Origin of the sequence: Thalassospira sp. HF15, from assembly GCF_011806525.1 — a bacterium.
Taxonomy (GTDB): Bacteria; Pseudomonadota; Alphaproteobacteria; order Rhodospirillales; family Thalassospiraceae; genus Thalassospira.
In genome coordinates this window covers 511,360-537,694 of sequence record NZ_JAAVKI010000004.1, presented here as the reverse complement: position 1 = coordinate 537,694, position 26,335 = coordinate 511,360, and the positions used below count along the sequence as shown (strand labels likewise).

Sequence of the window (26,335 nt, the reverse complement as noted above, 5' to 3'; positions counted from 1 at the left end):
ACAAGAGGTTAGGGGCCGGTTTCGATTTTGTCATCGGCCCCGACCACCTTGTGACGGAGTTTCCAATAATGTTCTCTCTTTTTCTGGAGCAGCTGCTAAACGGCCTTCAGTCCGGGGTGATGCTGTTTTTGATGGCATCGGGTCTGACGCTGGTTTTCGGCGTGATGGGGCTGATTAATCTGGCCCATGGCTCGCTCTATATGGTTGGTGCATTTGCCTGTGCCGCTGTGGCTGCGTGGACCGGTTCGTTCTGGCTCGGCCTTGTTGCCAGCCTGATGGCGGCTGCCATCGCCGGTGCGCTGGTCGAAATGTTGATTATTCGCCGTCTTTATAATCGTGATCATCTCGATCAGGTTCTGGCGACTTTTGCGCTTATTTTGATTTTTTCCGAAGGCACACGCTGGATTTTCGGATCCTTCCCATTGTTTTTAAGTGTTCCCGATTTTCTGACCGGCACCGTTATCCTGCCGGGCGGATCGCAATACCCTATTTTCCGTTTGGCCATTATTGTGGCCGGGCTTCTTGTCGCCGCCGGTTTGTTCCTGCTGATTGGTAAAACCCGTCTTGGCATCCGTATCCGTGCGGGCGAGGCTGACCGTGGCATGATTGCAGCCCTTGGTGTCGACATTGATCGACTTTACACGATTGTCTTTGCCCTTGGCGCGGCCTTGGCCGGGTTGGCTGGTGCCTTTGTCGGTACGACCCAATCGGTGCAGGTTGGTATGGGCGAGCCGGTTTTGATTTTGGCCTTCGTCGTGATCGTCATCGGCGGTATCGGTTCTATCAAGGGGGCCCTGGTTGGTTCCCTGCTGGTTGGCTTTACCGATACGATGGGCCGGTTTTTGTTGCCGCACGCCTTTGCAACCTTCCTTGATCCGTCAAGTGCCACGGCCATTGGCTCGGCACTGGCATCCATGTTGATTTATATCGTGATGGCGCTGGTTCTGTTCCTGCGGCCAAGCGGTCTGTTCGGGGCGACTTCCTGATGACCATGAACCGCGAATTTCTGATTAATACCATTCTTGCCTTTGCGCTGGTCGCGGTACCGCTGATCGCGCTTGGCATGGATGAACCTTTCATCATTACTCTTGCCACCAAGGTTGCGATCTTTGCCATGGCAGGTGTCGGGCTTAACCTTGTGCTTGGCTATGGCGGGCTTGTGTCGTTCGGCCATGCGGCGTTCTTTGGCATTGGCGGTTATGCGGCCGGGATCCTTGCCAGCCATGCGCTGAATTATGAGCCGATCATGGAAAGCCCGTTCCTGATCGAAGGCACGACCCAGATGATTGTCATCTGGATTGTTGCCTTGATCGCGTCGGCATTGATTGCGCTGGTAATCGGGGCGATCACGCTTAGGACAAGCGGGGTCTATTTCATCATGATCACGCTGGCCTTTGCGCAGATGATCTATTACTTCGCGATTTCCTGGCCTGCCTACGGCGGTGAAGACGGGTTGTCGATTTATGTTCGCAATGGCTTCCCGGGCATCAATACCCTTGATCCGATCAGCTTCTTTGCGCTCTGTGCCGTGATGCTGGCGATTACGATGGTGTTCTCGGCCGTGCTGATCCGCTCTCGCTTCGGGCTCGCCCTTCAGGGCGCGCGGCAGAACCCGCAACGCATGACCGCCGTTGGTATTGCGCCGTTTCGCATTCGTCTGGTCGCCTTTGTGATTTCGGCAATGATCACTGCCCTTGCCGGGGCGCTTTATGCTGACCTCAATCGTTTTGTCAGCCCGACAATGCTGTCCTGGCATATGTCCGGTGAAATCATGGTGTTTGTCATTCTGGGCGGGGTAGGCCGTTTGTTTGGCCCGCTTGCTGGGGCGGCCCTTTATATCATTCTGGAACATCTTCTGGGGGGTGTTTGGGAATTCTGGCAGTTGCCGCTGGGTGTCCTGTTGCTTCTGGTCGTGCTGTTTGCACGCGGTGGACTTGTCGGTGTTCTGGCGGGGGAGCGTAAACATGTCTGATGCCATTCTTTCGCTTTCCAATGTCACCAAACAGTTCGGATCGCTTCTGGCCAGTGACAATGTCACGCTTGATTTGCGCCCGGGTGAAATCCACGCTCTGATCGGTCCGAACGGGGCGGGTAAATCGACCTTGATCAAACAGATCGCGGGCGAGATTAAGTCTGACAGTGGCGATATTCATTTCGACGGTCAGAACATCAACGGGTTTGATGCGGTGGCACGGTCGCGTATGGGGCTTGCGCGAACGTTTCAGGTGTCATCGCTGATGCCGGAATTCTCGGTCCTGCAAAACGTCATGCTGGCGCGCCAATCGGTCAGTGGCCAGATATTCCGGATCTTCAAGCCGGTTCTGGGTGACAAGTCGCTGGTCGAACCGGCGATGGCGCAGCTTGAACGGGTTGGATTGGCAGATCGGGCGCAAATGCGTGCTGCCGATATATCGCACGGCGAACGTCGCCAGCTTGAAATGGCGGTCGCCCTTGCACTTGAACCCAAGGCGTTCCTGCTGGACGAACCGATGGCCGGGATGGGGCCGGAAGGTTCCAAACGTCTGACCGGTTTCCTTGATGGATTGCGCTCACAGGCTCCGATCCTTTTGGTTGAACATGACATGGATGCGGTCTTTGCCTTGGCAGACCGGATTTCGGTTCTGGTCTATGGCCGGATCATCGCCACTGGCACGGTTGATGAAATTCGCGGCAATGATGATGTCAAACGTGCCTATCTCGGGGAGGACGCCTGATATGACTGCACTTCTCGAACTGAGTGGCGTGACTGCTTTTTACGGCGCTTCGCAGGCCCTGTTTGGCATTGATTTGTCACTCAATGAGGGCGAGGCGGTGGCACTCATGGGCCGCAACGGCATGGGCAAGACGACAACGATCAAGACCATCTGTCGCATGATGGATCATCGTGATGGTTCGATCCGCTTTGCTGGGCAGGATCTGGCAAAGATGCCATCACATAAGGCCGCCCGCCTTGGCCTTGGTCTGGTGCCAGAAGGGCGCCGGTGCTTTGCCCAACTGAGTGTGACCGAAAATCTGATCGCAGCGGCCCGTCCGGGCGAATGGGATTTTGACAGGGTGGCGGGGCTTTTCCCGCGTTTGGCCGAACGGCGCGATCAAAAGGCGTTGACCCTTTCTGGTGGCGAACAACAGATGCTGGCAATTGGTCGGGCACTGATGACCAATCCGCGTTTGCTGATCCTTGATGAAGCAACCGAGGGCTTGGCACCGGTCGTGCGTCAGGAAATCTGGGCGGCGATCAATCAGCTTAAAGCATCGGGTCTGACGATCCTTGTCGTCGACAAGTCGCTTAAGGAACTTTCGGGTGTCGCCGATCGCTATGTGATCGTCGAGAAGGGCATTACGGCTTGGACCGGGGCGGTGAATGAGCTGACCGACGACCTTGCCGACCGGTATCTGGGGGTCTGACATGGCGGCATTCACCCATCAACAGAAAGTCATGTTTCAACATTGCGATCCGGCGGGGATTGTTTTTTATCCTCGCTATTTCGAGATGGTGAATGCCACGGTCGAGGAATGGTTTGATCAGGTCATCGGGTTCGGGTTTCCGACCATGCATGGCCCGATGCAGGTGGCTGTTCCGACCGCAGCCCTGAGTATCGCTTTTACCGCACCAAGCAAGCTTGGCGATATTCTGGAATTTTGTCTGGTCCCAACGCGGATCGGGCGGTCCAGCCTTGAACTGGACATCACCGCACGGTCAGGTGCCGAGCAACGCCTGAAAACAACCGTGACCCTGGTCTTTACAAAGCACGGGGCCGGAAAGTCAGTGGCATGGCCAGATGATTTGCGTGCCAAAATCGAAAAAGAAATCAATCAAGTGGTAGAAAACAATGCATAAAATCATTCAGCCAGACGGATGGAAACAGCCCAAGGGGTATGCCAACGGCGTATTGGCCGATGGCGCACGACTTTACATTGGCGGCCAGATTGGTTGGAACGAAGACCAGGTCTTTGTTGCCAAGGATTTTGTCGGACAGATGGAACAGGCGCTTAAAAACATTGTCGCCGTTCTCGAAGCCGCCGGTGGCAAACCGGAACACCTTGCCCGTCTGACCTGGTATGTCACCGACAAGAAGGAATATCTCGCCCATCAGCGCGAAGTCGGGCAGGCCTATCAACGTATCCTTGGCAAGCATTTCCCGGCCATGACCATGGTCGTCGTCAAGGAACTGGTCGAAGACGAAGCGGTGGTCGAGATCGAGGCAACCGCCGCCATCCCGTCCTGATTACGATTTCACGCTTCTTAACGCAAAAGGGCAGCACATGATGTGCTGCCCTTTTTGTTGGTCAGGTTGCCGGGAAGCCCGTTTTACTGGCCGTCCGGCGCACTTGTCCCAAGGTTTTCGGGCGAGAAGATGTTGCTGCCAAACGGGCTTGGCGCCGACGCACCACCTTCATCACCACCGACTGGGCCAAGGTTGGGCATGGTCGGTGCCGGAACAGTTTGTTCCTGCGTGTTCAATGATTGCTCTTCCATCAGCTTTTGCTGCAGAGCACGCTTTTCTTCAAGGATCTGAGCCGTGCAGACACTTGAATCATGGTTCTGGATGAACAGAACGGCAGCAAGTGTCAGAACACCCAAGATCGCAGCAATCGTTCCCGGATGGGTTGCGATTTTCAAAGCCGGACGTTCGGCAATCACATGTGCCCAGCCCTTGGTGTGATAGCGATTACGGCATTCATAAATGATCGCCCCGATCAGGGTGATGGCAATAATGATTACCGCGACAGCCGAGATCGATGGATCAAGACCATAGCGCACCTTCGATGACAGAACGGTGGTAAAGGTGCTGCTTGAGACAATCGTAAACACCGTGGTGTTGTAGTTTTCAAGCGATGCCAGAAACGCCAGAACCGTGGCCGAACCAATTGCCGGTGCCATGAACGGCAAAAGCACTTTAACAAAGGCCTGCGTCGGGGTTGCCCCCATATCAAGGGCCGCCTCGGTGAGCGTGGTGTCAAACCGCTGAATGCGCGACAGGAACACCAGCATCGAATAGGCCGCGATAAAGGTGACCTGACCAAAGATCGTCAGGAACGTCCCGTCATAGAAGAAACTCTCATAGGGCGCATTGAACAATGTGCCAATCCGGTCCCAGAAAATCAGGGTCGAAAGACCAATCACAACGCCCGGAACCAGAATGGGGGCAATAAAGATCGTATAAAGCGCTGCCCGCAATTTAGGCCCAACCTGCGAAAGCGTGATCGCCGCAGCCAGACCAATCGGGATGGCAACACACACAACACCAACCCCGATCAAAAGCGAATTGCCAAGACCGGAAAGAAGCTTGTCATCGCTTGCAAGTTTGCCAAACCAGTCGGTGGTAAAGCATTCCCAAGGTGACACGCGCGGGAAGGTGGATGAGTTGAACGCAGTGATCACCATAATGATCAGCGGTCCGAACAAATAGGCAAAGAACAGGGTCAGATACAGACCGGGTATCAATGCAGTCGGGGATTTCATCTTCATTGTTTGATCTCCCCGATCGAAACCTTGAACAGGCGCATCACCAGCAGGACAAGCGCGATACAAACAATCAGAAGGACCATCGCGTAGGCCGACCCGCGCGGCCAGTTGCCGCCGGAGTTAAACCATTGATAGACCAGCTGCGTGAACCACAGGTTCGATGGGCCACCCAAAATTTGCGGTGCGGCAAGTGCGCCGGATGTCAGCATGAAGACCATGGTCATGCCGGATGCAATTCCCGGCTTGGCGTAGGGAATGACCACCTTGGCATGGACCTGCCACCAGCTTGCCCCCATGTCACGCGCCGCTTCGATCTGGTTGCGATCAAGGCTTTCAATCGCGTTATAAAGCGGGAAGATCATCAGAAGGATGTAGGCATAGGCCAACCCGGCATAGAGCGCGACATCCTGACGGATAAAGTCAATCGGTGTATCCCAAAGCCCAAGCCCCATGCCGGTTTCATTGATCACGCCCGTCGCGCCAAACAGAATACGAAATGCAAAGGCACGCAGGATTTCGTTGATCCAGTACGGGACAATAAGGGCCAGAACCAGCAAGCGTGCCTTGGCACCGGTTGAAGATTTCGCCAGAACAAAGGCAACCGGGTAACAGATGATCAAATCGAAAACTGTGACAAACACCGCCGCAAGCAATGTTTTGAACAGGATGCCGATATCAAGGGCGTTAAACCCGTCCGAAGCGCCACTTCCCTGGAAGAAGTATCGATATTGCTCAAGGGTATAAACGTCTTCCGGTCCACCAATTTTGGCCGGTGGCAGGTTAAAGCGGAACGAATAGTCCAGCATGGTCAACTGCGGCAGGATGATCAAGATGAACACCCAAAGGCTGACAGCAAGCATCAGATAGATCGAAACCGCCATCCCGTTGCGTCTGACAAGATCGTAAAAAAGATCACGCATGATACGGGCCCCCTTACGCGCTGGCCAATTCGCCCGGCTTGAGCGCAATGCCCATTTCCGGTGCGAAATCGAGTTTGACCGGGGCATTGGCATCAATCGCGTTGGTGCCATCATTGATCAGCGAAAGTTTGAGGTCCTTGCCATTCGCGTTCATCACGATGTGGCGCATGTTGCCTTCGAACTCTTCGGTGACGAAATTGGTGCTGAACTGATTGATGGCACTTTCGTCCTTTGATAGCCGAAGGGCTTCCGGACGCACGAACAGATGACACGCATCGCCGGGTGCCAAGGCCGGTCCACCCGCCGGATGGTTTTCGACCGTAAATGGTGTTCCCAGACCGGCATCAACTTGCATCGCCTTGCCGTCATTGGAAAGAACCGTTGCTTCAAGCACGTTGTTTTCACCGACAAAGGATGCCACGAAGCTTGTTGTCGGGTGATCATAGATCGCCTTGCCATCACCGATCTGTTCGATCTTGCCCTTGTTCATCACGGCAATGCGGTCTGACATGGTCAGCGCCTCACCCTGATCGTGGGTGATATAGATAAAGGTCAGACCAACCTGTTTTTGAATGGCGCGCAATTCTGTGCGCATGTGTTGACGCAGTTTAAGGTCAAGCGCCGAAAGTGGTTCGTCCAGAAGCAGGATGTCCGGTTCAACCGCAAGGGCGCGCGCAATCGCAACGCGCTGTTTCTGACCACCGGAAAGCTCGCTGACCTTTTTGTCGCCCTGACCAGGCAGGGCAATCAGTTCAAGCAACTCATCAGCGCGTTTACGCCGGGTTTTCTTGTCAACACCGCGCACTTCCAGCGGGAAGGCGATGTTGTCGGCAATCGAACGCAGTGGGAAAAGCGCAAGGTTTTGGAAAATAAGGGCAGTGGGCCGTTTGTTCGGTCCGACACCGCGCATGTCCTGACCGCCGATCTTGACCTTGCCGCGTGTGGGTTCCTGAAAACCGGAAATACAGCGCAGTAGTGTTGTCTTGCCACAGCCCGACGGGCCAAGGAATGAAAAGAACTCGCCACCCGCGATGTTCAGATTTGCTTTATGGACAGCGGTGAATTCGCCGAACTCCACCCAGACATGCTCAAGCGAAACTTCTTTGGTCATAGAACTGACAACCCCCTGAAAACGTCAAAGCCCCGATCACCGAAATGACAGGCGACACCGGAATTATTGTTGTTTGAAATGGATCAGGCCGAAAACCCAAAAAGGGCGGCACGCGCCAAGTCGTGCCGCCCCAAAATCGGATTTAAGCGCTTTCGAAGCGGTTCACATACTCGGTACGCATGTCGGCATACCACTGCGGTTCAGACGGCCACGGGTTGAGGTTGGCCAGTGCTTCGCCCGGATAGGCATCGGCAAAGTTCTTGGCATAGGCTTCGCCAGCGAACTTGTCGGCACCCAGAACCGGGGAGTTGTAACCGTGATGGTCAATTGCCTCACCTGCCAGTTCCGGCATGTAGGCATATTTGATGAACTCATAAACCTGTTCGATGTTCTCGGCACCAGTCGGCAGTGCAAGGCCATCGACCCATGCCAAGGCACCTTCTTTCGGTGCACGGTACATGACCGGCTCACCTGCGGTTTTCAGGGCAAGCGGCGGGCCATCCCAGGTCTGACCGACGATAACGCCCTCGTTCAGAAGACCGTTCTTCTGGGTGTCGGCATCGTTCCAGATCAGTTTGATATTGCCTTTGCGCGCGATGCACCATTCGGTGATCTTGTCCCAAACAGGGCGCATTTCCTCTTCTGAGGTGTAGGCTTTCCAGACCGAACCCGGTGCCAGTTCGCCGATGGTTTCCATGTAAAGACCAGCACCGAGCATCATGGAATGCGCACGGCCCATGGTTTTGCCAGCGTTTTCTTCGGCCCAGACATCACCATAGGACGGGAAGGTGCCGTCCGGCTGGAACTGGTCGGTACGCCATGCCATGCCCTCGGTGCCCCAGATGTGTGGCAGCCAATAGGTGGTGCCAGCTTCGAATGCCCAATCGGTGCTGCCGATTTTCGCCATTGCCGGGTTGACGGCCTCGATGGCGACTTTGGACATGTCGAACGGCTGAAGCAGTTCCAGTGCCTTCCACTGAAGGGCACGGTTGTTGGTCGGCGACACGATATCAAAGCCACGACCTTTGGAAGCCTTCATCTTGTTGATGATTTCCTCGTTCGAACCGATGCCGGTGTAGTTCACGGTGATGCCCGTTGCATCGGTAAACGATTTGAGGAACGTTTCCGGCAGGTAATCGGACCACATCAAAATGTTGATTTCGCCCGACGAAGCGAGTGCTTTTTTGCTGATAATCGCAGGCATTGCGAATGCCGAGCCGGCGGCAAGCGATCCTTTAAGAAGTGTGCGCCGGTTAAGTTTGGGGCCGGAATTGAACTTGGTCATCCGTATGTCTCCTGATAGCCGGGATTTTACCCTTATGTGCGGCGCACCATGCGCCTCCCTGGTGGACATAACTTCCCTGAACCGACCGCATTATGATCGCGATTCTTGTTCCTGCTTTATCGCATTGACAAAATGGTATATCTGCCGGTTACTCTAGTAATAGAGCCACAAGGCAAAAACTATGGTGCCACGCCGATAAACGTGCTGCGGTGCCGAAGTAAAAGGCGTGTTCCCGATGCTCGACATCCGACTTGAGGACCCGGCAATTGCCGGTCAGACCCTGCAGCAACAGCTGCATCAGGGGCTTGTCGATGCGATTCTGGAAGGCAGGCTGCCCTCGCATGAACCCTTGCCATCAACCCGTGATCTGGCGTCCGCACTCAAGGTGTCGCGCAACACGGTGGTGCTGGTGTATCAACGGCTTCTTGATGATGGATATCTGACAGCGGTCTGGCGGCGCGGGCATTTCGTCAATGAACAATATATCCGCCAACAACTGCGCCTGAGTGTGGACACGCGCACCGCCTCGCTGTTTTCAAAGGAACGCGATCCCGATCTTTGGCGACGCCATTTGCAGTTTCGCCCGACAGAGGCACGCAACATCGTCAAACCGGCAAACTGGCGGGATTTCCCCTATCCGTTCATTTACGGGCAGGTTTCACCGGACAAAACAACCATTTCGCGCTGGCGCGATTCGATGCGACTGGCAGGGTCACTTGCCCATTCTCAAAGCTGGGTTGGTGATCAGGTTGATATGGATGACCCGCAACTTCTTGAACAGATCATTACCCGTATTCTGCCGCATCGGGGATTGCGCGCCCATCCGGAACAGTTGCTGATCACCATTGGCGCGCAGAATGCCCTGTATCTGGTTGGGCAGTTGCTGGCCGGGCGGGGGCGCACGGTGGGTGTCGAAGATCCGGGTTATGTTGATGCGCGCAATATTTTTGCCTCGACTGGGGCGGATATCTGCCCGCTTCCGATTGACAGCGAAGGTCTTGCCAACTCATCGGCACTGTCAAACTGCGACATGGTCTATACCACGCCGTCGCATCAGTGCCCGACAAGTGTCACCATGTCGCTGGATCGCCGTTTGCAGCTGGTTGAACGGGCGCGCAAGGATGACTTCATTCTGGTTGAGGATGATTACGAGCACGAGCTCAACTATCTCGGTCATCAGCGCGCGGCGCTAAAAAGCTACGATAATTCCGGTCACATCATCTATATCGGCAGTCTGACCAAACTGATGTTCCCGGGCCTCAGGATTGGTTACATCCTCGCCGACAGTGAACTGATCAAGGAATTGCGCGCACTACGCCGTCTGAATTACCGTCATCCATCCGCGCAGGATCAGCGCGCGATGGCGCTTTTTATCGGGGAAGGTCATCTGGACTCACACCTGCGACGCACGCGTGATCGGCTGTCGGAGAAATGGCAACTGATGCAAAATGAAATTGCCCGTCAACTTCCTGAATTGCATGTAACCCCGACAACCGGTGGGTCGGCGGTTTGGGTGAAGTTGCCGGGTGACATGGATGCGTGGGCGGTGCATCGAGAGGCAGCCAAACGGGGCGTTCTGGTCGAACCGGGGGATGTGCATTATTGCGATCCTGATAGCGCTCCGCGCAATCGCCTGCGGCTTGGATTTGCCGTGATCGAACGTGATCAGATCGCACCGGGGATTACCCAATTGCGCAATGCCATCATGGCGGTACTGGCGGAAAACAGGAAAGGGACCGCCGCACAGTAAACTGTATGGCGATCCCTAGGGGCCAAGCTCACTCAGTTGCCGGGGCAATTATGAGAATGAGTTTGGACCCTAATCCCGATCCCACTCCCCCGAGACCGGAATTTGTACCCCCCCTATGGGGCGATTACATTGGCTGGCCAAGAACCTTCTGAAGGATGCCAACCATGTCATCGATGTCCTGTTCAGTGCTGACAAAGGCGGGGGCGAAGATAATCGCGTCCCCGGTAGCCTTGACATGCAGGCCTTCGTCAAACAGCGCGCGCTGGGCCCAGCTTCCTTTGGCACCCGGTGCATCGCCCGGTGTCAGCTGAATACCCGACATCATGCCATAGCCGCGAAGATCGCTGACATGGGGCAGGTTACGCAGGCCAAACACACCATCAAGGAAGTGCGATGACAGGGTTTTGGCGCGTTCAAACAGGTTGTCGTTGGCATAGATATCGAGTGCCGCAATGCCGGCAGCACACGCTACCGGATGGGCTGAATAGGTATAGCCATGGAAGAATTCCGGACGATCCGCGTCGCCCGCCGCTTCAAACACAGCCCCTTGAATTTCGGCACTGGTGGCAACCGCACTCATTGGAATCGCGCCGTTGGTCAGTGCCTTGGCCATAGTGATCAGGTCCGGCTTGACTGCGAATGCCTGGGAGGCGAAAGCAGAACCTGTTCGGCCAAAACCGGTAATCACTTCATCAAATACCAACAAGATGCCGTATTTGTCGCAAATCGCGCGAAGCTTCTCGAGATAACCTTTGGGTGGCACAATGGTGCCAATTGAACCGGCAATCGGTTCAACAAAGACCGCCGCAATGGTATCGCCGCCATAGGTCTTGCAGATTTCTTCCAGATCATCGGCGAGATCAGCATCTGTTTCCGGCTGACCACGGGTGAATTTCTGTTCTTCGGTCCAGGTGTGGCGCATATGGACAACGTCACAGGTAATGCCCGAAAAATCGCGACGGTTATTGACCATGCCCGCAAGCGACGTACCGCCAAGGTTCACACCATGGTAGCCCCACGAACGCGAAACAAAGCGGGTGCGCTGTGCGTTACCGGTGGCGCGGTGATAGGCCAGACACATCTTCATTGCAGTATCAACGGCTTCGGAACCTGATCCGGCAAAGAAAACACGATCAAGACCATCGGGCAGAATACCAGCCAGCTTTTCGGCAAATTCGAACGAAACAGGGGCGGCGCGCTGGAAATGCGGTGAGTAGTCCAGCGTGCTCAGCTGCTTGTAAACCGCATCGGCAATTTCCGGCCGTCCATGGCCAGCCGCACAGCAAAACAGACCCGATGAACCATCCAGAATTTCACGGCCTTCCGGTGTCCAGTACTTTACGCCTTCTGCCTTGGCAAACATCTGTGGTTCTTCTTGAAACAGACGGTTGTTGGTGAAGGGCATCCAATGGTTGGTCATGTTCGGCTTGACGGACACGTTCATGCTGGCTCCTGTCGGCAAGAGTGTGGGGCGGAAATATTATGCTGCTAGCTAAACCCGTCCCCCGACACAGCGTTAGTGCCAGAACTCGACAATATTTAGGTCCAGATGGCTATGTGGCTCCATTAAAAGGGCTGTTGTGGCTCTATTGTCGGGGCAGACAGTGGCGTAATTCAGGTCTGTAACAACGAGGAATTCCATGGAACTGATCTTGTCTGGCATGGTTGTCGCGGTTGCTGCCCTGTTTCGTGGAGTCACCGGTTTCGGCTTTGCGCTGCTTGCGGCGCTTGGCTTGTCAACGGTACTTGCTCCGGCAACGGCCACACCGGTCATTCTGGTTATCGACATTGTTCTGACGGGATTGATCCTGCGTGATTTTGATCGGGCCAAGGTCGACTGGCGCGCATGCACGATCCTTTTGACCTTTGGGCTTTTGGGCGCGGTACTCGGACCCTATGTCGCCTTTTCACTCGATGATCAGACCATTCGGATTGCCACCAACCTTGCTATTGCGGTGGCTGCACTGGTTGCCATGCTGCATCATCCGCCAAAATGGATGGGCCATTTTATCATCGGAGCCCTTTTGGCCTGTTCGGTCGGGATCCTGATGTCGGGTTTTGCAGTCGGTGGCCCATTGGTCGCCGCCTGGCTTCTGGCAGGTGGCACGCAGGATGTCCGGGTGCGCAACACGCTTGCGATCTATTTTGGCTCGGTCGATGTGCTTGGATTTATCACCCGGGCGGCCTCGGGCATGTTGCCAGACGATTTCATCCCGCTTGTTTTGCCATTGTTGCTGATTGCGGTGATCGCCTATTTCCCCGGCGAGATGATCTATCGCCGGATGTCAGCAGCTGTTTGGCGCCGCGTCTGCGCCACAAGCCTCGTTATCATCGCCATTATCGGGTTCGTTCAGACCATCGCGATTGGTCTGTGAGCCCCTCAATACGTTTGAATTAAACCACCGGAGATTCCCATGACCAAAACAGCACTCATTACCGGCGCAACTTCTGGCTTTGGCGCGGCAACGGCCCGCCGCTTTGTCAAGGAAGGCTGGAAAGTCATCATCACCGGGCGTCGTGCCGACCGTCTTGATGCACTGGTTGCTGAACTGGGCGAGGCATCGGTTGCGCATGCGCTGTGCTTTGATATTCAGGATGCCGATGCCATCCAGAAGGCGATTGATAGCCTTCCTGCCGATTTCGCGGAAGTCGATCTTCTGGTCAACAATGCTGGCCTGGCATTGGGCACCGGCCCGGCACAGGATTGCGATCTGTCAGACTGGATGACGATGATTGATACCAATACCAAGGGGCTGGTCGCAATCACACGCATCCTGCTTGATAAGCTGATCGTGCGCAAAGGGGCCATCGTCAATCTGGCCTCTATCGCCTCGAACTGGCCCTATCCGGGCGGCAATGTGTATGGTGCGACCAAGGCCTTTGTGCAGCAATTCTCGCTTGGTATTCGCTGCGATCTGGCGGGCACCGGTGTGCGGGTGACCTCGATTGAGCCAGGTCTGTGTGAGAGTGAATTTACCCTCGTTCGTACCGGCGGTAACCAAGAAGCTTATGACAAGCTCTATAATGGGGCGGATCCGATCCAGCCCGAAGACATTGCCGAGAGCATCTTCTGGGTCGCCAACCTTCCAGCGCATGTGAATGTCAACTCGCTTGAAGTTATGCCGGTCAGCCAAAGCTGGTCACCCTTTGCCATCCATCGCAAGGAAGGCTAGGTCGCAAAACAGGTTATTCCGTTGGTGATGTGCAACCTTTCCTTGTAATGAGGTTGCCACCATCAACGGTTTTGCTTTTCTCTTTCCGCTGAACTAAGCTTTGAAAAAATAAAAAGCATGTTTCAGCGGAGGGGCATTATGAGATCGACCGTTCTGGGTTCGTCGGACCGGACTGCGCCGCCTGCGGGCAATGACGCAGGCTATAATGGGCCGGGTCCTGAATTCGGCCCGTGGCTTGAAAAGGCATCCATTCTGGTCGTCGATGACGAACCGGGCATGCGCAATTTCCTTGTCCGTACCCTTGGTCCGCGGGCCAAGCGGGTCGAAGAAGCCGCCGACTGCGAAGAAGCCACCGCCCTTCTCGATGAACACCATTTTGATGTCGTGATTCTCGACAACATCATGCCCGGCAAAAGCGGGGTGGAGTGGCTGACCGAACAGCGCGAGATCGGTTTTTTCTCTGACGCTATCCTGATGACGGCCTATGCCGATCTCGATACTGCGATCAAGGCGCTTCGTGCCGGCGCGGTCGACTTTGTCCTGAAGCCCTTTCGTTCCAACCAGATTTTGAACGCGGTGGCGCGCTGTCTCGATCGAATGCGGTTGCGCCGTGAAAACCATGTCCTGCGCCACGAACTGCGTGCGACATCCGATCATGTGTTGTTGCGGGACAAATTGATTGGCTATTCGTCACAAATTCAGGAAATCCGTGAAACCATTGCCCGTGTGGCACCGCTGCCGACCTCTATCCTGATTTCCGGTGAAAGCGGGACGGGCAAGGAAGTCACGGCACGCTCGCTGCATGCGCTTTCTGATCGCGCGGAAAAGCCCTTTGTCCCGATCAACTGTGCCGCCATTCCGTCCGAAATGATCGAGGCGGAATTGTTTGGCCACATCAAAGGCGCCTTTACCGGCGCACAGGCCGCGCGCGATGGTCTGTTCATGCATGCGCAGGGCGGCACCCTGTTTCTTGACGAGGTCGGTGAATTGTCACTGGCAACGCAAAGCAAACTTTTGCGCGCAATTGAAAGCCGTCGGATCCGTCCGGTGGGCTCGGAACGCGAAGCCCCTGTTGATCTGCGTTTTGTCTTTGCCACAAATGCCGACCTTGAGGCCGAAGTCGAAGCGGGCCGTTTCCGCGCGGATCTGTTTTATCGCATCAATGTCATGCATATCGAAATGCCGCCACTTGCGGCGCGCGGCGATGATGTCCTTGAACTGGCGGAATTGTTCATGACCAAGCTTTCCAAGCAGCTCGGTGTGCGCGAGGTGCCAATGGATGCGGCTGTTCGTGCCGGGCTGACGCGTTATGACTGGCCGGGCAATGTACGTGAATTGCGCAACCTGATCGAACGGACCCTGATCCTTGGCAAATTCCCCGCCGAGTTCCGAGAAGAACTTGCCGATCAAGGGGTACAGGCCGAGCACGATGAAACCCTGGACGAGATGGAGCGTCGTCACATTCTGGCGATGCTGCACAAGACCAACGGCAATCGTAACGAAGCCGCAAGGCGCTTGGGGGTATCGCGCAAGACGATTGACCGCAAATGCGCAAGCTGGGAACAGGAATGACAGAAATGTCATCGCCAGTCGCCACCGGCGTCACCACGTCCCCCGCCAAAAGAACACGTTCTGTCCGTTTCAAGTTGCTGGCAATTGCGCTTTTGCCAACGCTTGTGATCCTGCCCTTGTTGCTGGGCGTGATGATGGTGCGCTGGAACACGAAGTTCGATGCGCTGTTAACATCGAAGGTCAGCGGTGACCTTACGATTGCCCACCAGTATTTCACGCACATTCTTGAAAATACCGGTGAACAGATCGAGGCCCTTGGTCAATCGGTTGCCTTTCGCGATGTGTTGCGTGCGGGCAATCAAGCTGAAATTGATCGCTTGCTGACGGAACGGCAACGCGCACTCGGTCTTGATTTCCTGTATCTGTCCCCCGGAAACGGCAGCGAAAGCGGTGACCGTCCTGAGGGTGAATGGCCGGTGATTGCCAGTGCCTATGGCGGACAGTCTTCAACCAACATTGATATTTTCAGCAATGCTGATCTGGCGGCCATTTCACCCGATTTGGCGGAACGGGCACGTCTCGACCTGATTGAAACCCCCAATGCCGTTCCCACAACGCGCGATGCGGAAACGCGCGGCATGGTGGTGCATTCGGCAAGTCATGTCGAATTGCCAACAGGCGAAAATGCGGCACTGGTGGGCGGTATTTTGCTCAATCAGAATTTGGGCTTCATCGATACGATCAATGATCTTGTCTATCGTCAAAGCAGCCTGCCTGAAGGCAGTCAGGGCACCGCGACGCTATTTCTTGATGATGTGCGCGTCAGTACCAATGTCCGCCTGTTTGCTGATCGTCGTGCCTTGGGCACGCGGGTATCAGGTGTGGTGCGCAAGACGGTGCTGGAAGATGGCAAGGTTTGGCTGGACCGCGCCTTTGTCGTCAATGACTGGTATATTTCGGCTTACGAGCCGATCAAGGACAGCTATGGCAAGCGGGTCGGCATGCTGTATGTCGGGTTCCTTGAGGCACCCTTTGCCCAGACAAAATATGAAAGCCTTCTGATCCTGATTGGGGCTTTTCTGTTTGTGGCGGCCCTGTCGGTGCCGATTTTCCTGCGTTGGGCGCGCGGTATTTTCAAGCCGCTGGAACGCATGACCAATACCATTCGTCGCGTTGAGAGTGGTGATTTCTCGGCCCGAACCAGTATTGACCAGGTTCAGGACGAAATATCACTGGTGGCGGAACATCTTGATGATCTGCTTGATCAGGTACAGGAACGCGATAAACGTCTGCGCGCCTGGAATGATCAGCTAAACGCGCGCGTTGATGCCCGCACCAGCGAGTTGCAAGAAGCCAACCGTCAGCTCGAAGCCACCACCAAGCAATTGATCATGTCCGAAAAGCTTGCCGCGATTGGCGAAATCACTGCCGGTGTCGCCCATGAGATCAACAATCCCGTGGCGGTACTTCAGGGTAACCTTGATGTCTTGCGCGATCTGTTGGGCGAGCATGCCAAATTGGGCGATACCGAGTTCCGCCTGATTGATGAACAGGTCAATCGCATCAATCTGATCGTGACCAAACTTCTGCAATTCGCCAAGCCAGAGGAATATGCCGGCTTTGTCGAGCGCCACAGCGTTGCCGAGGTGATTGACGATTGCATGCCGCTGGTTGCCCATTTGCTCAGTCGGGCCGATATTGAGGTCGTGCGTGAACATCAATCAACCCGACTGGTTCTGATGAACCGGACCGAGTTGCAGCAAGTGCTTGTCAATCTGATGGTCAATGCCCTGCATGCCATGCCTGAGAGCGGCACGCTGACATTGATTGATGCCGATGTTGATCAGGCTGGCAAGCCCGGCATAAAGATCACCGTGCGCGATACGGGAACCGGTATGGATGCCAAGGTGCTTAATCGCATTTTTGATCCGTTTTATACCACCAAGCGGCGCGAAGGCACGGGACTTGGTCTGTCAATCACCCGGACCCTGATTGATCGGCAGGGCGGGTCACTTGATGTTGAAAGTGAACCGGGCAAGGGCACGACCTTTACCATCTGGCTGCCCGAAGCAGATTAAATGAACCATGTTTTAGTAGTGGGCCGGGTCTAAGTCACGGAACGTGGTAACGCGTTGGAATTTTGTTTTTTTAGGTGTGTTGGCGCAACCATTCCTTTTTCAGGATGGCGTATTGAAAAGTGTTTTCGTATTTCGGCGTGCCGTCAGGATTGTTAACAAACGAAACAAACTCCATGAAGCAAGCTTCTTTGCGCATACCAAGTTTTTCGCAAAGCTTCTGCGATTTGAAGTTATCGTCCTCGACATAGGCATAGAGCCTTCGTGCGTTCCGTTGCGTAAACAGATGCTCGAATAAGGCACGTGCGCTCTCACTGGCGTATCCCTTGCCTTCAAACTTTCCATTGAAGTTCCATCCAACGGAATAGGTGTCGGCTTGGTGCTCGTCATCTTGATGGAGCATGAGCTCACCAATTAAAGCGCCTGTTTCTTTCAGGCACACGGCGACACACGACGCATCGTTCGCACGTTTTTGGGCCATTACCTTCGCTTGTTTCAAAGTTGAGACTTTATCAGCCATAAAGCAATTTGCGCGCGGGTTGGAGATATACTCAAAAAGCTCGGCGGCATCGGCCTCTGAAAAACGCCTGATAATCAATCTGTCGGTAACAATGTCGCGCATGTGGAGCCTATGTTTGTCGGTCAATCGTCAAAGTGCCAAGCCCTTATCGTATTAACGTTAAGGCATAATCAAAAGATTATCGCGAGCGGTAGACTGTCTTGCCGGAAGCGTATCTTGCTGATGATGTGGTGGCCTTCAATGTTTGGATTTTCAGGTTAAATTTGCTGCAAATGCGAGTGGACATTTTGTCTCTATGCAATTTATGCGCGCATAAATCCATGGACATTTTGTCCATGCGCGTGCGCTGCAGCAACCCGTTTCAGTCTGGAAGAATGACAGAAAACCGGGCTTGTTTCGCTATGGCATGGCGATTGCCACGATGAGAACTCCGGATTTAACCTTGTTTGCCTTGCACCATGACCAATCTTGGGCCAATCGCGTGACGGGGACGGGCAGGGTAAATCCCGATACAGGGAGGACAACATCGTCATGTTTGACAAGCTCAAGAAAGAACACATCGTCGCTGGCGACGATTTCAATCGCTGGAAAGTACCACCAGCATCCATCGCCATTCATTTGTGCATCGGCTCCGTTTATGCCTGGAGTATCTTCAACCCGCCACTAATCAAGGAATTTGGCGTGGTCAGTGCAAGCTCCGGTGACTGGGGCCTGCAATCCGTTGTCTGGATTTTCTCCGTGGCCATCGTGTTCCTTGGCCTTGCTGCGGCATTTGGCGGCAAATGGCTTGAAGAAGTCGGCCCGCGTATGGTCGGTGTTGTTGCGGCCTTCTGCTGGGGTGGTGGTTTCATCATCGGTGGCCTTGGCATCATGACCCATCAGTTGTGGCTGGTGTATCTGGGTTATGGCGCGCTGGGGGGCTGTGGTCTTGGTCTTGGCTATGTGTCGCCGGTATCAACGCTGATCCGTTGGTTCCCGGACCGCCGCGGTATGGCGACCGGTATGGCAATTATGGGCTTTGGCGGTGGTGCGATGATCGCAACCCCGATCAAGGAAAGCCTGCTGTCCGCGTTCTACAAGGTGCCGGAATATCTTGGTCCGGAAAGTGCCGTAAACCTCGTTACCGAGGGTGGCAAGCGCATGGCCGAAGTCGGTGGTCAGATGGTTGAAGTCGTGGTTGCAGGTGCCGCGCAGGTTGCCGCAGCACCGGTACCCATCGAAGAAGGCGTTTATGTTGCCGGAACCGGGAATACCGGGGCAGCTGCAACCTTCTTTACGCTCGGCGTTGCCTATTTCATCGTGATGATTATTGCCTCCTTCTCCTATCGCGTGCCGCGCGAAGGATGGCTGCCGGCTGGCTGGACCCCGCCGACGGCGGATACAGCTTCCAAACGTATGATCACGCATGCAAACGTTCACATTGATCAGGCGCTTAAAACCCCGCAGTTCTATCTGCTGTGGATTGTGCTCTGCTTTAACGTGACAGCTGGCATCGGGGTGATTGGCGTTGCCAAAACCATGATGACGGAAATCTTTGGCACGACGTTGCCGCTTGTTGTGAACTCTGCCTTTGCAGCGACTTATGTGTTCATGATTTCAGTGTTCAACATGTGCGGCCGGTTCTTCTGGGCGTCGATGTCTGACTATATCGGGCGCAAGAACACCTATTACTGCTTCTTCATTCTGGGCATCGTTCTTTATCTGTCGATCCCGTTTGCCGCAGAACAGGTCAGCATCAATCCGGCTGTGACATGGCTTGTCATGTTCTATGCCGCAACCATGATCATCTTCACGATGTATGGCGGTGGCTTTGCAACCATTCCGGCCTATCTTGCCGATATCTTCGGCACCAAATATGTCGGCGGTATCCATGGTCGTCTTCTGACCGCATGGAGCACGGCCGGTGTTCTTGGTCCGCTTGCCATTACCCAGCTGCGTCAGGCCTCGGTCACCAGTTCGATCAAGGATCTGGCCGCAAAGGTTGACCCGGCAGCGTTCCAGGAAAAGTTCGGTGCTGGTATTGCCCAGCTTGATCAACTGGTTGCGGCCAAAACGGTGACCATCGGACGTCTGATGGAAATCGCACCGGCAGGCACGGTCGATCCGACCTCAAGCCTCTATAACACCACCATGTATGCCATGGCGGCTCTTCTTGCAATTGCGCTGATTGCCAACAAGCTGGTCAGCCCGATCCATGAAAAGCACCACATGGAAACAGAGACTGGTGGTGCTGCGAGCACGGGCGAAGCAGCGTCCAAAGCTTAACCTGACCAGAGGCGCCAGCCAACACACCCTTGGCTGGCGCCTGTTTTACTGGCTCTGTCCACTTGCCGGTAAAACAGGGCATGAGTGGGACATCATGCCAAAGCGTCAGGGGCCAGATCCGGGTTCCGTTCATCCAGCCCGGATCTGCGTTCTGTTGCAGGAATAACCTTTATGCCCGAAGGGGTAATCGGTTATCCTGCACTCAGAACACTTTCCCGTTGAAACCAAGTGTTCAACCCGAACAACGCGATCAGATACTGCGGTCGCCGCCAATGCCCTAAAGAGCATCCACGAGCGATGCCGGATACGCCATGATTGATAAACTCGAAATGTTTATGGTCCTCGCCCGCGAGCAGCATTTTGGACATGCTGCCGAACATTGCGGCGTGACCCAACCAACCCTTTCAAGCGCCTTGCGCCAGCTTGAAGATCATCTTGGCGTCGTATTGGTCAAACGCGGATCACGTTATCAGGGGCTGACACCCGAAGGCGAAAGGGTTCTTGAATGGGCGCGCCATATTGTCGGCAGCACCCGTTCAATGCGCGATGAAATGCGCGCCATGCGGTTCGGTTTGACCGGGCAGGTGCAGATTGCCGTTATCCCGACCGCCCTTGCGATGATCCATGAACTGACGACACCATTTCGCGAAAAACACCCCGATGTCAGCTTTGCCATCCTGTCGCGAACCTCGGCCGAAATTAAGGCATTGCTGGATGACCTTCGGATTGATGCTGGCATAACCTATCTTGATAATGAGCCGCTCGGGCGGGTAACCGCCATACCGCTCTATCGCGAACGGTATCAGTTGGTGACCTCAAACCTCGATGATCTGGCCGGTAAGGAAACGATCACCTGGCGCGAAGCTGCCAAATTGCCGTTGTGTCTTCTGACACCGGACATGCAGAACCGCCGCATCATTGATCAGCATCTTGATGCCGCCGGCGCGAAGGTCAGTGCGACGCTAGAAAGTGATTCGATGATTGCGCTGTTTACCCACGTTCAGACCGGCAACTGGGCCAGCATCATGCCTGAAAAAATGGTCGAAAGTTTTGGAATGCGCGACCGGGTAAAATCGATCCCGATCATTGAACCGGACGCCACGCATAAAGTCGGACTGATCGCGGCAAAACGCGAACCTGCAACCCCTGTGGTTTCAGCACTTTTAAAAGAAGCCGCCCGAATTTCCGAGCTGCAAACCGCTTGATAGGTTTTCGCTATCGCGTAACGGGATGGCTTTATTGAACAGGTGGGCACAATGCCTGACACTGTTCAGAATAAACAAGAATTTGATAACATGCTTGAGAGAGAGGCTTGCATGTCGGAAACGACCGAGGACCAAAATGTCCGCGTCGCTGCCATTTGTGATCGGTTGATCACTTTGGAAGGGCCGCTATTGCCAATTCTGCACGAGGTGCAGGAAGAATTTGGCCATATCCCTGATGGCGCGCTTCAGACGATCGCAAAGAAGCTGAACCTCAGCCGGGCGGAAGTCCATGGGGTGGCAAGTTTCTATCATGACTTCCGCGAAGAAAAAGCTGGCAAGCATGTCATCAAAATCTGCCGGGCCGAAGCCTGCCAGGCGATGGGGGCCGATGCCCTTGGTGATGAGATCCGCCGTCATCTGAAAGTTGACTGGTCGCAAACCACGGCTGATCACAAGATCACGCTGGAACCTGTTTTCTGTCTTGGCCTGTGCGCCTGTGCGCCGGCTGCCATGGTTGATGGCAAGGTTGTTGGCCGCGTCAGTGCGGATCGCATTCTTGAAAAGGTGGGATCATGAGCATCAAGGTTTACGTTCCGCTTGATTCAGGTTCTGTCGCACTTGGGGCTGATGATGTTGCATCCGCCATTGCCGACAAGGCATCCGATGCCGGTGCCGATGTCAAAGTTGTGCGCAACGGATCGTTTGGCATGTATTGGCTGGAACCTATGGTCGAGGTCGAAACGCCGCGCGGACGTGTGGCTTATGGTCCCGTCAGTACCGATGACATCGACGCATTGTTTGACGCCGATTTTCTGACCGGCGGCGCACATAAGCTTTATCTTGGCCGCACACAGGATATCCCGTTCCTTAAAAGCCAGTCACGTCTGACCTTCCAGCGTTGCGGCATTGTTGATCCGGTGTCGCTTGAAGATTACCGTGCCAATGAAGGCCTGACCGGGCTTGAAAATGCGCTGAAGATGACGGACGAAGAAATCGTCAAGGCCGTTACCGACAGTGGCCTGCGCGGTCGCGGTGGTGCCGGTTTCCCGACAGGCATTAAATGGAATACCGTCCGCGAAGCCAAAGGCGATCAGAAATACATCGTCTGCAATGCTGATGAAGGCGACAGTGGCACCTTTGCCGATCGCATGATCATGGAAGGCGAACCGTTCGTTCTGATCGAAGGCATGATCATTGCCGGTCTCGCAACTGGCGCGACCAAGGGCTATGTCTATACCCGTTCGGAATATCCGACTGCGATTGACGTGATGAACGAGGCGATTGAAGTCGCCCGTGCGGCCGGTGTTTTGGGCGATAACATCCTTGGCTCGGGCAAGGCGTTCGATATGGAAGTCCGCATGGGGGCGGGTGCCTATGTCTGCGGCGAGGAAACATCGCTTCTTAACAGCATGGAAGGCAAGCGCGGTGTTGTCCGTGCCAAGCCGCCATTGCCTGCCCTTGAAGGGTTCCTTGGTCGCCCGACCGTGGTCAATAACGTGATTTCGCTGTGCTCGGTTCCGGTCATTCTGGAAAAGGGTGCGGAATATTACCGCGATTATGGCATGGGCCGGTCGCGCGGCACCATCCCGATCCAGATTGCCGGCAACGTCAAACATGGCGGGCTTTATGAAGTCGGCTTTGGCCTGACGCTAGGTGAAATTGTTGAGCAGCTAGGCGGTGGCACCGCATCGGGTCGCCCGGTCAAGGCGGTTCAGGTCGGTGGTCCATTGGGGGCCTATTTCCCCAAGGAACTGTTTGATACACCGTTTGACTACGAAGAATTCGCCAAGCGCGATGGCCTGATTGGTCATGCCGGTGTTGTCGTGTTTGATGACACGGTCGACATGATGAAACAGGCCCGCTTTGCCATGGAATTCTGTGCGATTGAATCGTGTGGCAAATGCACGCCATGTCGCATTGGCTCTGTGCGCGGGACCGAAGTGGTCGACAAGCTTGAACGCGGTGAAGAGCCGGAATTGCAGATCGAACTGCTGCATGATCTGTGTGAAACAATGAAGTTCGGATCGCTGTGCGCGCTGGGCGGCTTTACGCCGTATCCGGTCCTGAGCGCACTGACCCATTTCCCTGATGACTTCAAGCCACGCGCGCTTGATATAGCTGCGGAGTGATACGATGTCCTTGATCAAAGAAGTTGACTACGGAACCCCCGCCAAGAAGTCCGAAAAGACGGTAACCCTGACCATTGATGGCAAGGACGTTACCGTGCCCGAAGGCACCTCTGTCATGCGCGCCTCGATGGAGGCCGGTATTCAGGTCCCGAAACTGTGCGCGACCGATATGGTTGATGCGTTTGGGTCGTGCCGCTTGTGTCTGGTGGAGGTCGAAGGCCGCAACGGAACACCGGCATCCTGCACGACACCCGCGGCAGAGGGCATGGTTGTCCATACCCAGACCGAGCGGCTTAAGAAAATCCGCAAAGGCGTGATGGAGCTTTATATCTCTGACCATCCGCTTGATTGCCTGACCTGTGCCGCCAATGGCGATTGCGAATTGCAGGACATGGCAGGGGCGGTTGGCCTGCGTGATGTCCGTTATGGTTATGAGGGTGAAAACCACGTTGAGGTGCGCCAGAACGGCGAAGAAAATCCGCGCTACATGGCCAAGGATGAAACTAACCCGTATTTCACCTATGACCCATCCAAATGCATTGTCTGTTCGCGTTGTGTCCGTGCTTGCGAGGAAGTGCAGGGCACCTTTGCACTGACCATCGAAGGTCGCGGCTTTGAGTCCCGCGTTTCGCCGGGCATGCATGAAAACTTCATGGATTCCGAATGCGTGTCGTGCGGTGCCTGTGTGCAGGCCTGCCCGACCGCAACGCTTCAGGAAAAATCAGTCATCGAAATTGGCCAGCCGGAACATTCGGTTGTTACCACCTGCGCCTATTGCGGGGTTGGTTGTTCGTTCAAGGCGGAAATGCGCGGCGAAGAATTGGTGCGCATGGTTCCTTACAAGGATGGCAAGGCCAACCGCGGGCATTCCTGTGTGAAGGGGCGCTTTGCCTATGGCTATGCGAATCACAAGGACCGCATCCTGAACCCGATGATCCGCGAAAGCGTTGATGAACCGTGGCAGGAAGTCAGTTGGGAAGAAGCCCTTCGTTTTACTGCCGACAAGTTCAAGGGCATTCAGGCCAAATACGGCAAGGGTGCGTTGGGTGGTATTACCTCGTCGCGTTGCACGAACGAGGAAACCTTCCTGGTTCAGAAACTGATCCGTGCCGGGTTTGGCAACAACAACGTTGATACCTGCGCACGTGTTTGCCATTCACCGACCGGTTATGGTTTGAAAACCACGTTTGGGACATCGGCCGGGACGCAGGATTTTGATTCTGTTGAACAAACCGATGTTGTCATCCTGATCGGGGCAAACCCGACCGATGGCCACCCTGTCTTTGCCTCCCGCCTGAAAAAGCGTCTGCGTCAGGGCGCGAAACTGATCGTGATCGATCCGCGCCGGATTGATCTTGTGCGTTCCCCGCATATCGAGGCGGTTGCCCATATCCCGTTGCGGCCGGGCACCAACGTTGCGGTTCTGACGTCGCTTGCACATGTGATCGTCACCGAGGGCCTGTTTGACGAGGCGTTCGTGCGTGAACGTTGCGACTGGGACGAATTCCAGGATTGGGCGGCGTTCGTATCCGATCCGAAACACAGCCCCGAAGCCGTTGCCGACATGATCGGTGTTGACGGTGAAACCATGCGCAAGGCCGCGCGTACCTTTGCCACCGGTGGCAATGGCGCGATCTATTACGGTCTGGGTGTGACGGAACACAGTCAGGGTTCGACCACTGTGATGGCGATTGCTAACCTTGCCATGGCGACCGGGAACATTGGTCGTCCGGGTGTGGGGGTGAACCCGCTGCGCGGTCAGAATAACGTGCAAGGTTCGTGCGATATGGGATCCTTCCCGCACGAACTGCCGGGCTATCGCCATATTCAGGACAGTGCCACCCGCGATATCTTTGAAGATATCTGGGGCGTCAAACTGGATGACGAACCGGGTCTTCGTATCCCCAACATGCTTGATGCCGCGGTCGAAGGTACGTTCAAGGGTATCTATATTCAGGGCGAAGATATCCTTCAGTCTGATCCTGATACCAAACATGTGGCGGCGGGCTTGGCGGCGATGGAATGTGTGGTCGTCCATGACCTGTTCCTCAACGAGACCGCCAACTATGCCCATGTATTCCTGCCGGGTTCGACCTTCCTTGAAAAGGATGGCACGTTCACCAACGCCGAACGTCGCATCAACCGTGTGCGCAAGGTCATGACGCCATTGAATGGCTTTGCCGATTGGGAAGTCACCCAGAACCTGGCCCGCGCAATGGGTCTTGACTGGAACTACACCCATCCGTCGCAGGTCATGGACGAGATTGCGACGACCACGCCAAGCTTTGCCAACGTGAACTATGACCTGCTTGAAGAAAAAGGATCGGTTCAGTGGCCGTGCAATGACAAGGCCCCAGAAGGGACCCCGGTCATGCATATTGATGGCTTCGTCCGTGGCAAGGGCAAGTTCGTTGTCACCGAATATGTCGCAACGGATGAGCGCACCGGTCCGCGCTTCCCGCTTCTGCTGACCACGGGACGTATCCTTAGTCAGTATAATGTGGGGGCCCAAACGCGCCGCACGGAAAATTCGGCCTGGCACCAGGAAGATCTTTTGGAAATCCATCCGCACGATGCCGAACAGCGTGGCATTCGTGAAGGTGACTGGATCCGTTTGGCATCCCGGTCGGGCGAAACATCCCTTCGCGCCACCATTACCGACCGTGTTGCACCGGGTGTGGTTTACACCACTTTCCACCATCCGGGGACACAGGCCAACGTGATCACCACCGACTATACCGACTGGGCGACCAACTGCCCGGAATACAAGGTAACCGCCGTTCAGGTTTCGTCATCCAATGGCCCGACCGAATGGCAGGTGGAATATGATCGTCAGGCCGAACAGTCGCGTCGGATCAAACCACGCGTCGATGCCGCCGAATAGGATAACGAGCCAGACATTGTGCTATACTCCCTTGGCATG

The 26,335-nt window shown here is 55.1% G+C and carries 22 protein-coding genes; 16 read left to right on the top strand and 6 right to left on the bottom strand.

The genetic code is table 11. The features are described from left to right. Positions 1 to 68: 68 nt before the first annotated feature. From HED22_RS11925 to HED22_RS11900, 6 genes are read left to right on the top strand one after another with little or no spacing between them, the layout of a single operon-like run. Positions 69 to 986: a branched-chain amino acid ABC transporter permease gene (locus tag HED22_RS11925; protein WP_175581207.1), complete on the top strand. Its 918-nt coding sequence runs from the start codon at positions 69 to 71 to the stop codon at positions 984 to 986. Beyond that, positions 986 to 1,972: a branched-chain amino acid ABC transporter permease gene (locus tag HED22_RS11920; RefSeq protein WP_167722391.1), complete on the top strand. Its 987-nt coding sequence runs from the start codon at positions 986 to 988 to the stop codon at positions 1,970 to 1,972. The genes HED22_RS11925 and HED22_RS11920 overlap by 1 nt, the downstream gene beginning before the upstream one ends. After that, positions 1,965 to 2,714, top strand: coding sequence for an ABC transporter ATP-binding protein (locus tag HED22_RS11915; RefSeq protein WP_167722389.1), 750 nt, complete (start codon positions 1,965 to 1,967; stop codon positions 2,712 to 2,714). The genes HED22_RS11920 and HED22_RS11915 overlap by 8 nt, the downstream gene beginning before the upstream one ends. Before the next feature lies 1 nt (position 2,715). Further along, the gene (locus HED22_RS11910; protein ID WP_167722387.1) at positions 2,716 to 3,405 is read left to right on the top strand and encodes an ABC transporter ATP-binding protein; all 690 of its coding nucleotides are present in this window, start codon (positions 2,716 to 2,718) and stop codon (positions 3,403 to 3,405) included. A 1-nt stretch (position 3,406) separates the two neighbouring features. Then, positions 3,407 to 3,838, top strand: a complete 432-nt coding sequence (locus HED22_RS11905) for a thioesterase family protein (protein ID WP_167722385.1) — start codon at positions 3,407 to 3,409, stop codon at positions 3,836 to 3,838. Further along, the gene (locus tag HED22_RS11900; RefSeq protein ID WP_167722383.1) at positions 3,831 to 4,226 is read left to right on the top strand and encodes a RidA family protein; all 396 of its coding nucleotides are present in this window, start codon (positions 3,831 to 3,833) and stop codon (positions 4,224 to 4,226) included. The genes HED22_RS11905 and HED22_RS11900 overlap by 8 nt, the downstream gene beginning before the upstream one ends. An 83-nt stretch (positions 4,227 to 4,309) precedes the next feature. Here the strand turns inward: HED22_RS11900 and HED22_RS11895 are convergent, their stop codons facing one another. The 4 genes from HED22_RS11895 to HED22_RS11880 all read right to left on the bottom strand — a co-directional run bounded on the left by HED22_RS11895 (position 4,310) and on the right by HED22_RS11880 (position 8,783). Continuing rightward, complete coding sequence (locus HED22_RS11895; protein ID WP_167722381.1) at positions 4,310 to 5,470, bottom strand: ABC transporter permease; 1,161 nt, start codon at positions 5,468 to 5,470, stop codon at positions 4,310 to 4,312. Beyond that, the gene (locus tag HED22_RS11890) at positions 5,467 to 6,387 is read right to left on the bottom strand and encodes an ABC transporter permease (RefSeq protein ID WP_167722379.1); all 921 of its coding nucleotides are present in this window, start codon (positions 6,385 to 6,387) and stop codon (positions 5,467 to 5,469) included. The genes HED22_RS11895 and HED22_RS11890 overlap by 4 nt, the downstream gene beginning before the upstream one ends. A 13-nt stretch (positions 6,388 to 6,400) precedes the next feature. After that, positions 6,401 to 7,498, bottom strand: a complete 1,098-nt coding sequence (locus HED22_RS11885; protein ID WP_167722377.1) for an ABC transporter ATP-binding protein — start codon at positions 7,496 to 7,498, stop codon at positions 6,401 to 6,403. Positions 7,499 to 7,640: 142 nt separating this feature from the next. Continuing rightward, on the bottom strand, positions 7,641 to 8,783 hold the full coding sequence (locus HED22_RS11880) for an extracellular solute-binding protein (protein ID WP_167722375.1): 1,143 nt from the start codon (positions 8,781 to 8,783) through the stop codon (positions 7,641 to 7,643). 235 nt (positions 8,784 to 9,018) lie between these two features. Here HED22_RS11880 and HED22_RS11875 point away from each other — a divergent pair, with 235 nt between their 5' ends. Beyond that, entirely contained in the window at positions 9,019 to 10,533 is a 1,515-nt protein-coding gene (locus HED22_RS11875; protein ID WP_167722373.1) for a PLP-dependent aminotransferase family protein, read from the top strand. A gap of 124 nt (positions 10,534 to 10,657) precedes the next feature. On the opposite strand, the gene HED22_RS11870 is transcribed toward HED22_RS11875, so the two are convergent. After that, positions 10,658 to 11,977 (bottom strand): aminotransferase class III-fold pyridoxal phosphate-dependent enzyme, encoded by a 1,320-nt coding sequence (locus HED22_RS11870; protein ID WP_167722370.1) that lies wholly within the window; start codon positions 11,975 to 11,977, stop codon positions 10,658 to 10,660. A 196-nt stretch (positions 11,978 to 12,173) separates the two neighbouring features. Here HED22_RS11870 and HED22_RS11865 point away from each other — a divergent pair, with 196 nt between their 5' ends. The 4 genes from HED22_RS11865 (at position 12,174) to HED22_RS11850 (ending at position 17,296) form a co-directional block, all read left to right on the top strand. After that, positions 12,174 to 12,908 (top strand): sulfite exporter TauE/SafE family protein, encoded by a 735-nt coding sequence (locus HED22_RS11865; RefSeq protein ID WP_167722368.1) that lies wholly within the window; start codon positions 12,174 to 12,176, stop codon positions 12,906 to 12,908. 39 nt (positions 12,909 to 12,947) lie between these two features. Beyond that, on the top strand, positions 12,948 to 13,706 hold the full coding sequence (locus HED22_RS11860; protein ID WP_167722365.1) for an SDR family oxidoreductase: 759 nt from the start codon (positions 12,948 to 12,950) through the stop codon (positions 13,704 to 13,706). 138 nt (positions 13,707 to 13,844) lie between these two features. Beyond that, positions 13,845 to 15,278: a sigma-54 dependent transcriptional regulator gene (locus HED22_RS11855; protein WP_167722363.1), complete on the top strand. Its 1,434-nt coding sequence runs from the start codon at positions 13,845 to 13,847 to the stop codon at positions 15,276 to 15,278. Between the two features lie 5 nt (positions 15,279 to 15,283). Further along, positions 15,284 to 17,296 carry a cache domain-containing protein gene (locus HED22_RS11850; protein ID WP_167722361.1) on the top strand — a complete coding sequence of 671 codons (2,013 nt, stop codon included), beginning with the start codon at positions 15,284 to 15,286 and terminating at the stop codon, positions 17,294 to 17,296. 70 nt (positions 17,297 to 17,366) lie between these two features. Here HED22_RS11850 and HED22_RS11845 read toward each other — a convergent pair whose 3' ends face one another. Then, complete coding sequence (locus HED22_RS11845) at positions 17,367 to 17,915, bottom strand: GNAT family N-acetyltransferase (protein ID WP_167722359.1); 549 nt, start codon at positions 17,913 to 17,915, stop codon at positions 17,367 to 17,369. Positions 17,916 to 18,344: 429 nt separating this feature from the next. On the opposite strand from HED22_RS11845, the gene HED22_RS11840 reads away from it, so the two are divergent. The 5 genes from HED22_RS11840 to fdhF all read left to right on the top strand — a co-directional run bounded on the left by HED22_RS11840 (position 18,345) and on the right by fdhF (position 26,296). Then, a complete protein-coding gene (locus HED22_RS11840; RefSeq protein WP_167722357.1) occupies positions 18,345 to 20,078 on the top strand; it encodes an OFA family MFS transporter in 1,734 nt (577 codons plus the stop codon). A gap of 311 nt (positions 20,079 to 20,389) precedes the next feature. Further along, the gene (locus HED22_RS11835; RefSeq protein WP_167722355.1) at positions 20,390 to 21,283 is read left to right on the top strand and encodes a LysR family transcriptional regulator; all 894 of its coding nucleotides are present in this window, start codon (positions 20,390 to 20,392) and stop codon (positions 21,281 to 21,283) included. A 111-nt stretch (positions 21,284 to 21,394) separates the two neighbouring features. Then, a complete protein-coding gene (locus tag HED22_RS11830; protein ID WP_167722353.1) occupies positions 21,395 to 21,859 on the top strand; it encodes a formate dehydrogenase subunit gamma in 465 nt (154 codons plus the stop codon). Next, on the top strand, positions 21,856 to 23,412 hold the full coding sequence (locus HED22_RS11825; RefSeq protein ID WP_167722351.1) for an NADH-quinone oxidoreductase subunit NuoF: 1,557 nt from the start codon (positions 21,856 to 21,858) through the stop codon (positions 23,410 to 23,412). Before HED22_RS11830 ends, HED22_RS11825 begins: the two co-directional genes overlap by 4 nt. Before the next feature lie 4 nt (positions 23,413 to 23,416). Beyond that, positions 23,417 to 26,296, top strand: coding sequence for a formate dehydrogenase subunit alpha (gene fdhF / locus HED22_RS11820; protein ID WP_167722349.1), 2,880 nt, complete (start codon positions 23,417 to 23,419; stop codon positions 26,294 to 26,296). The last annotated feature ends 39 nt before the right edge of the window (positions 26,297 to 26,335 follow it).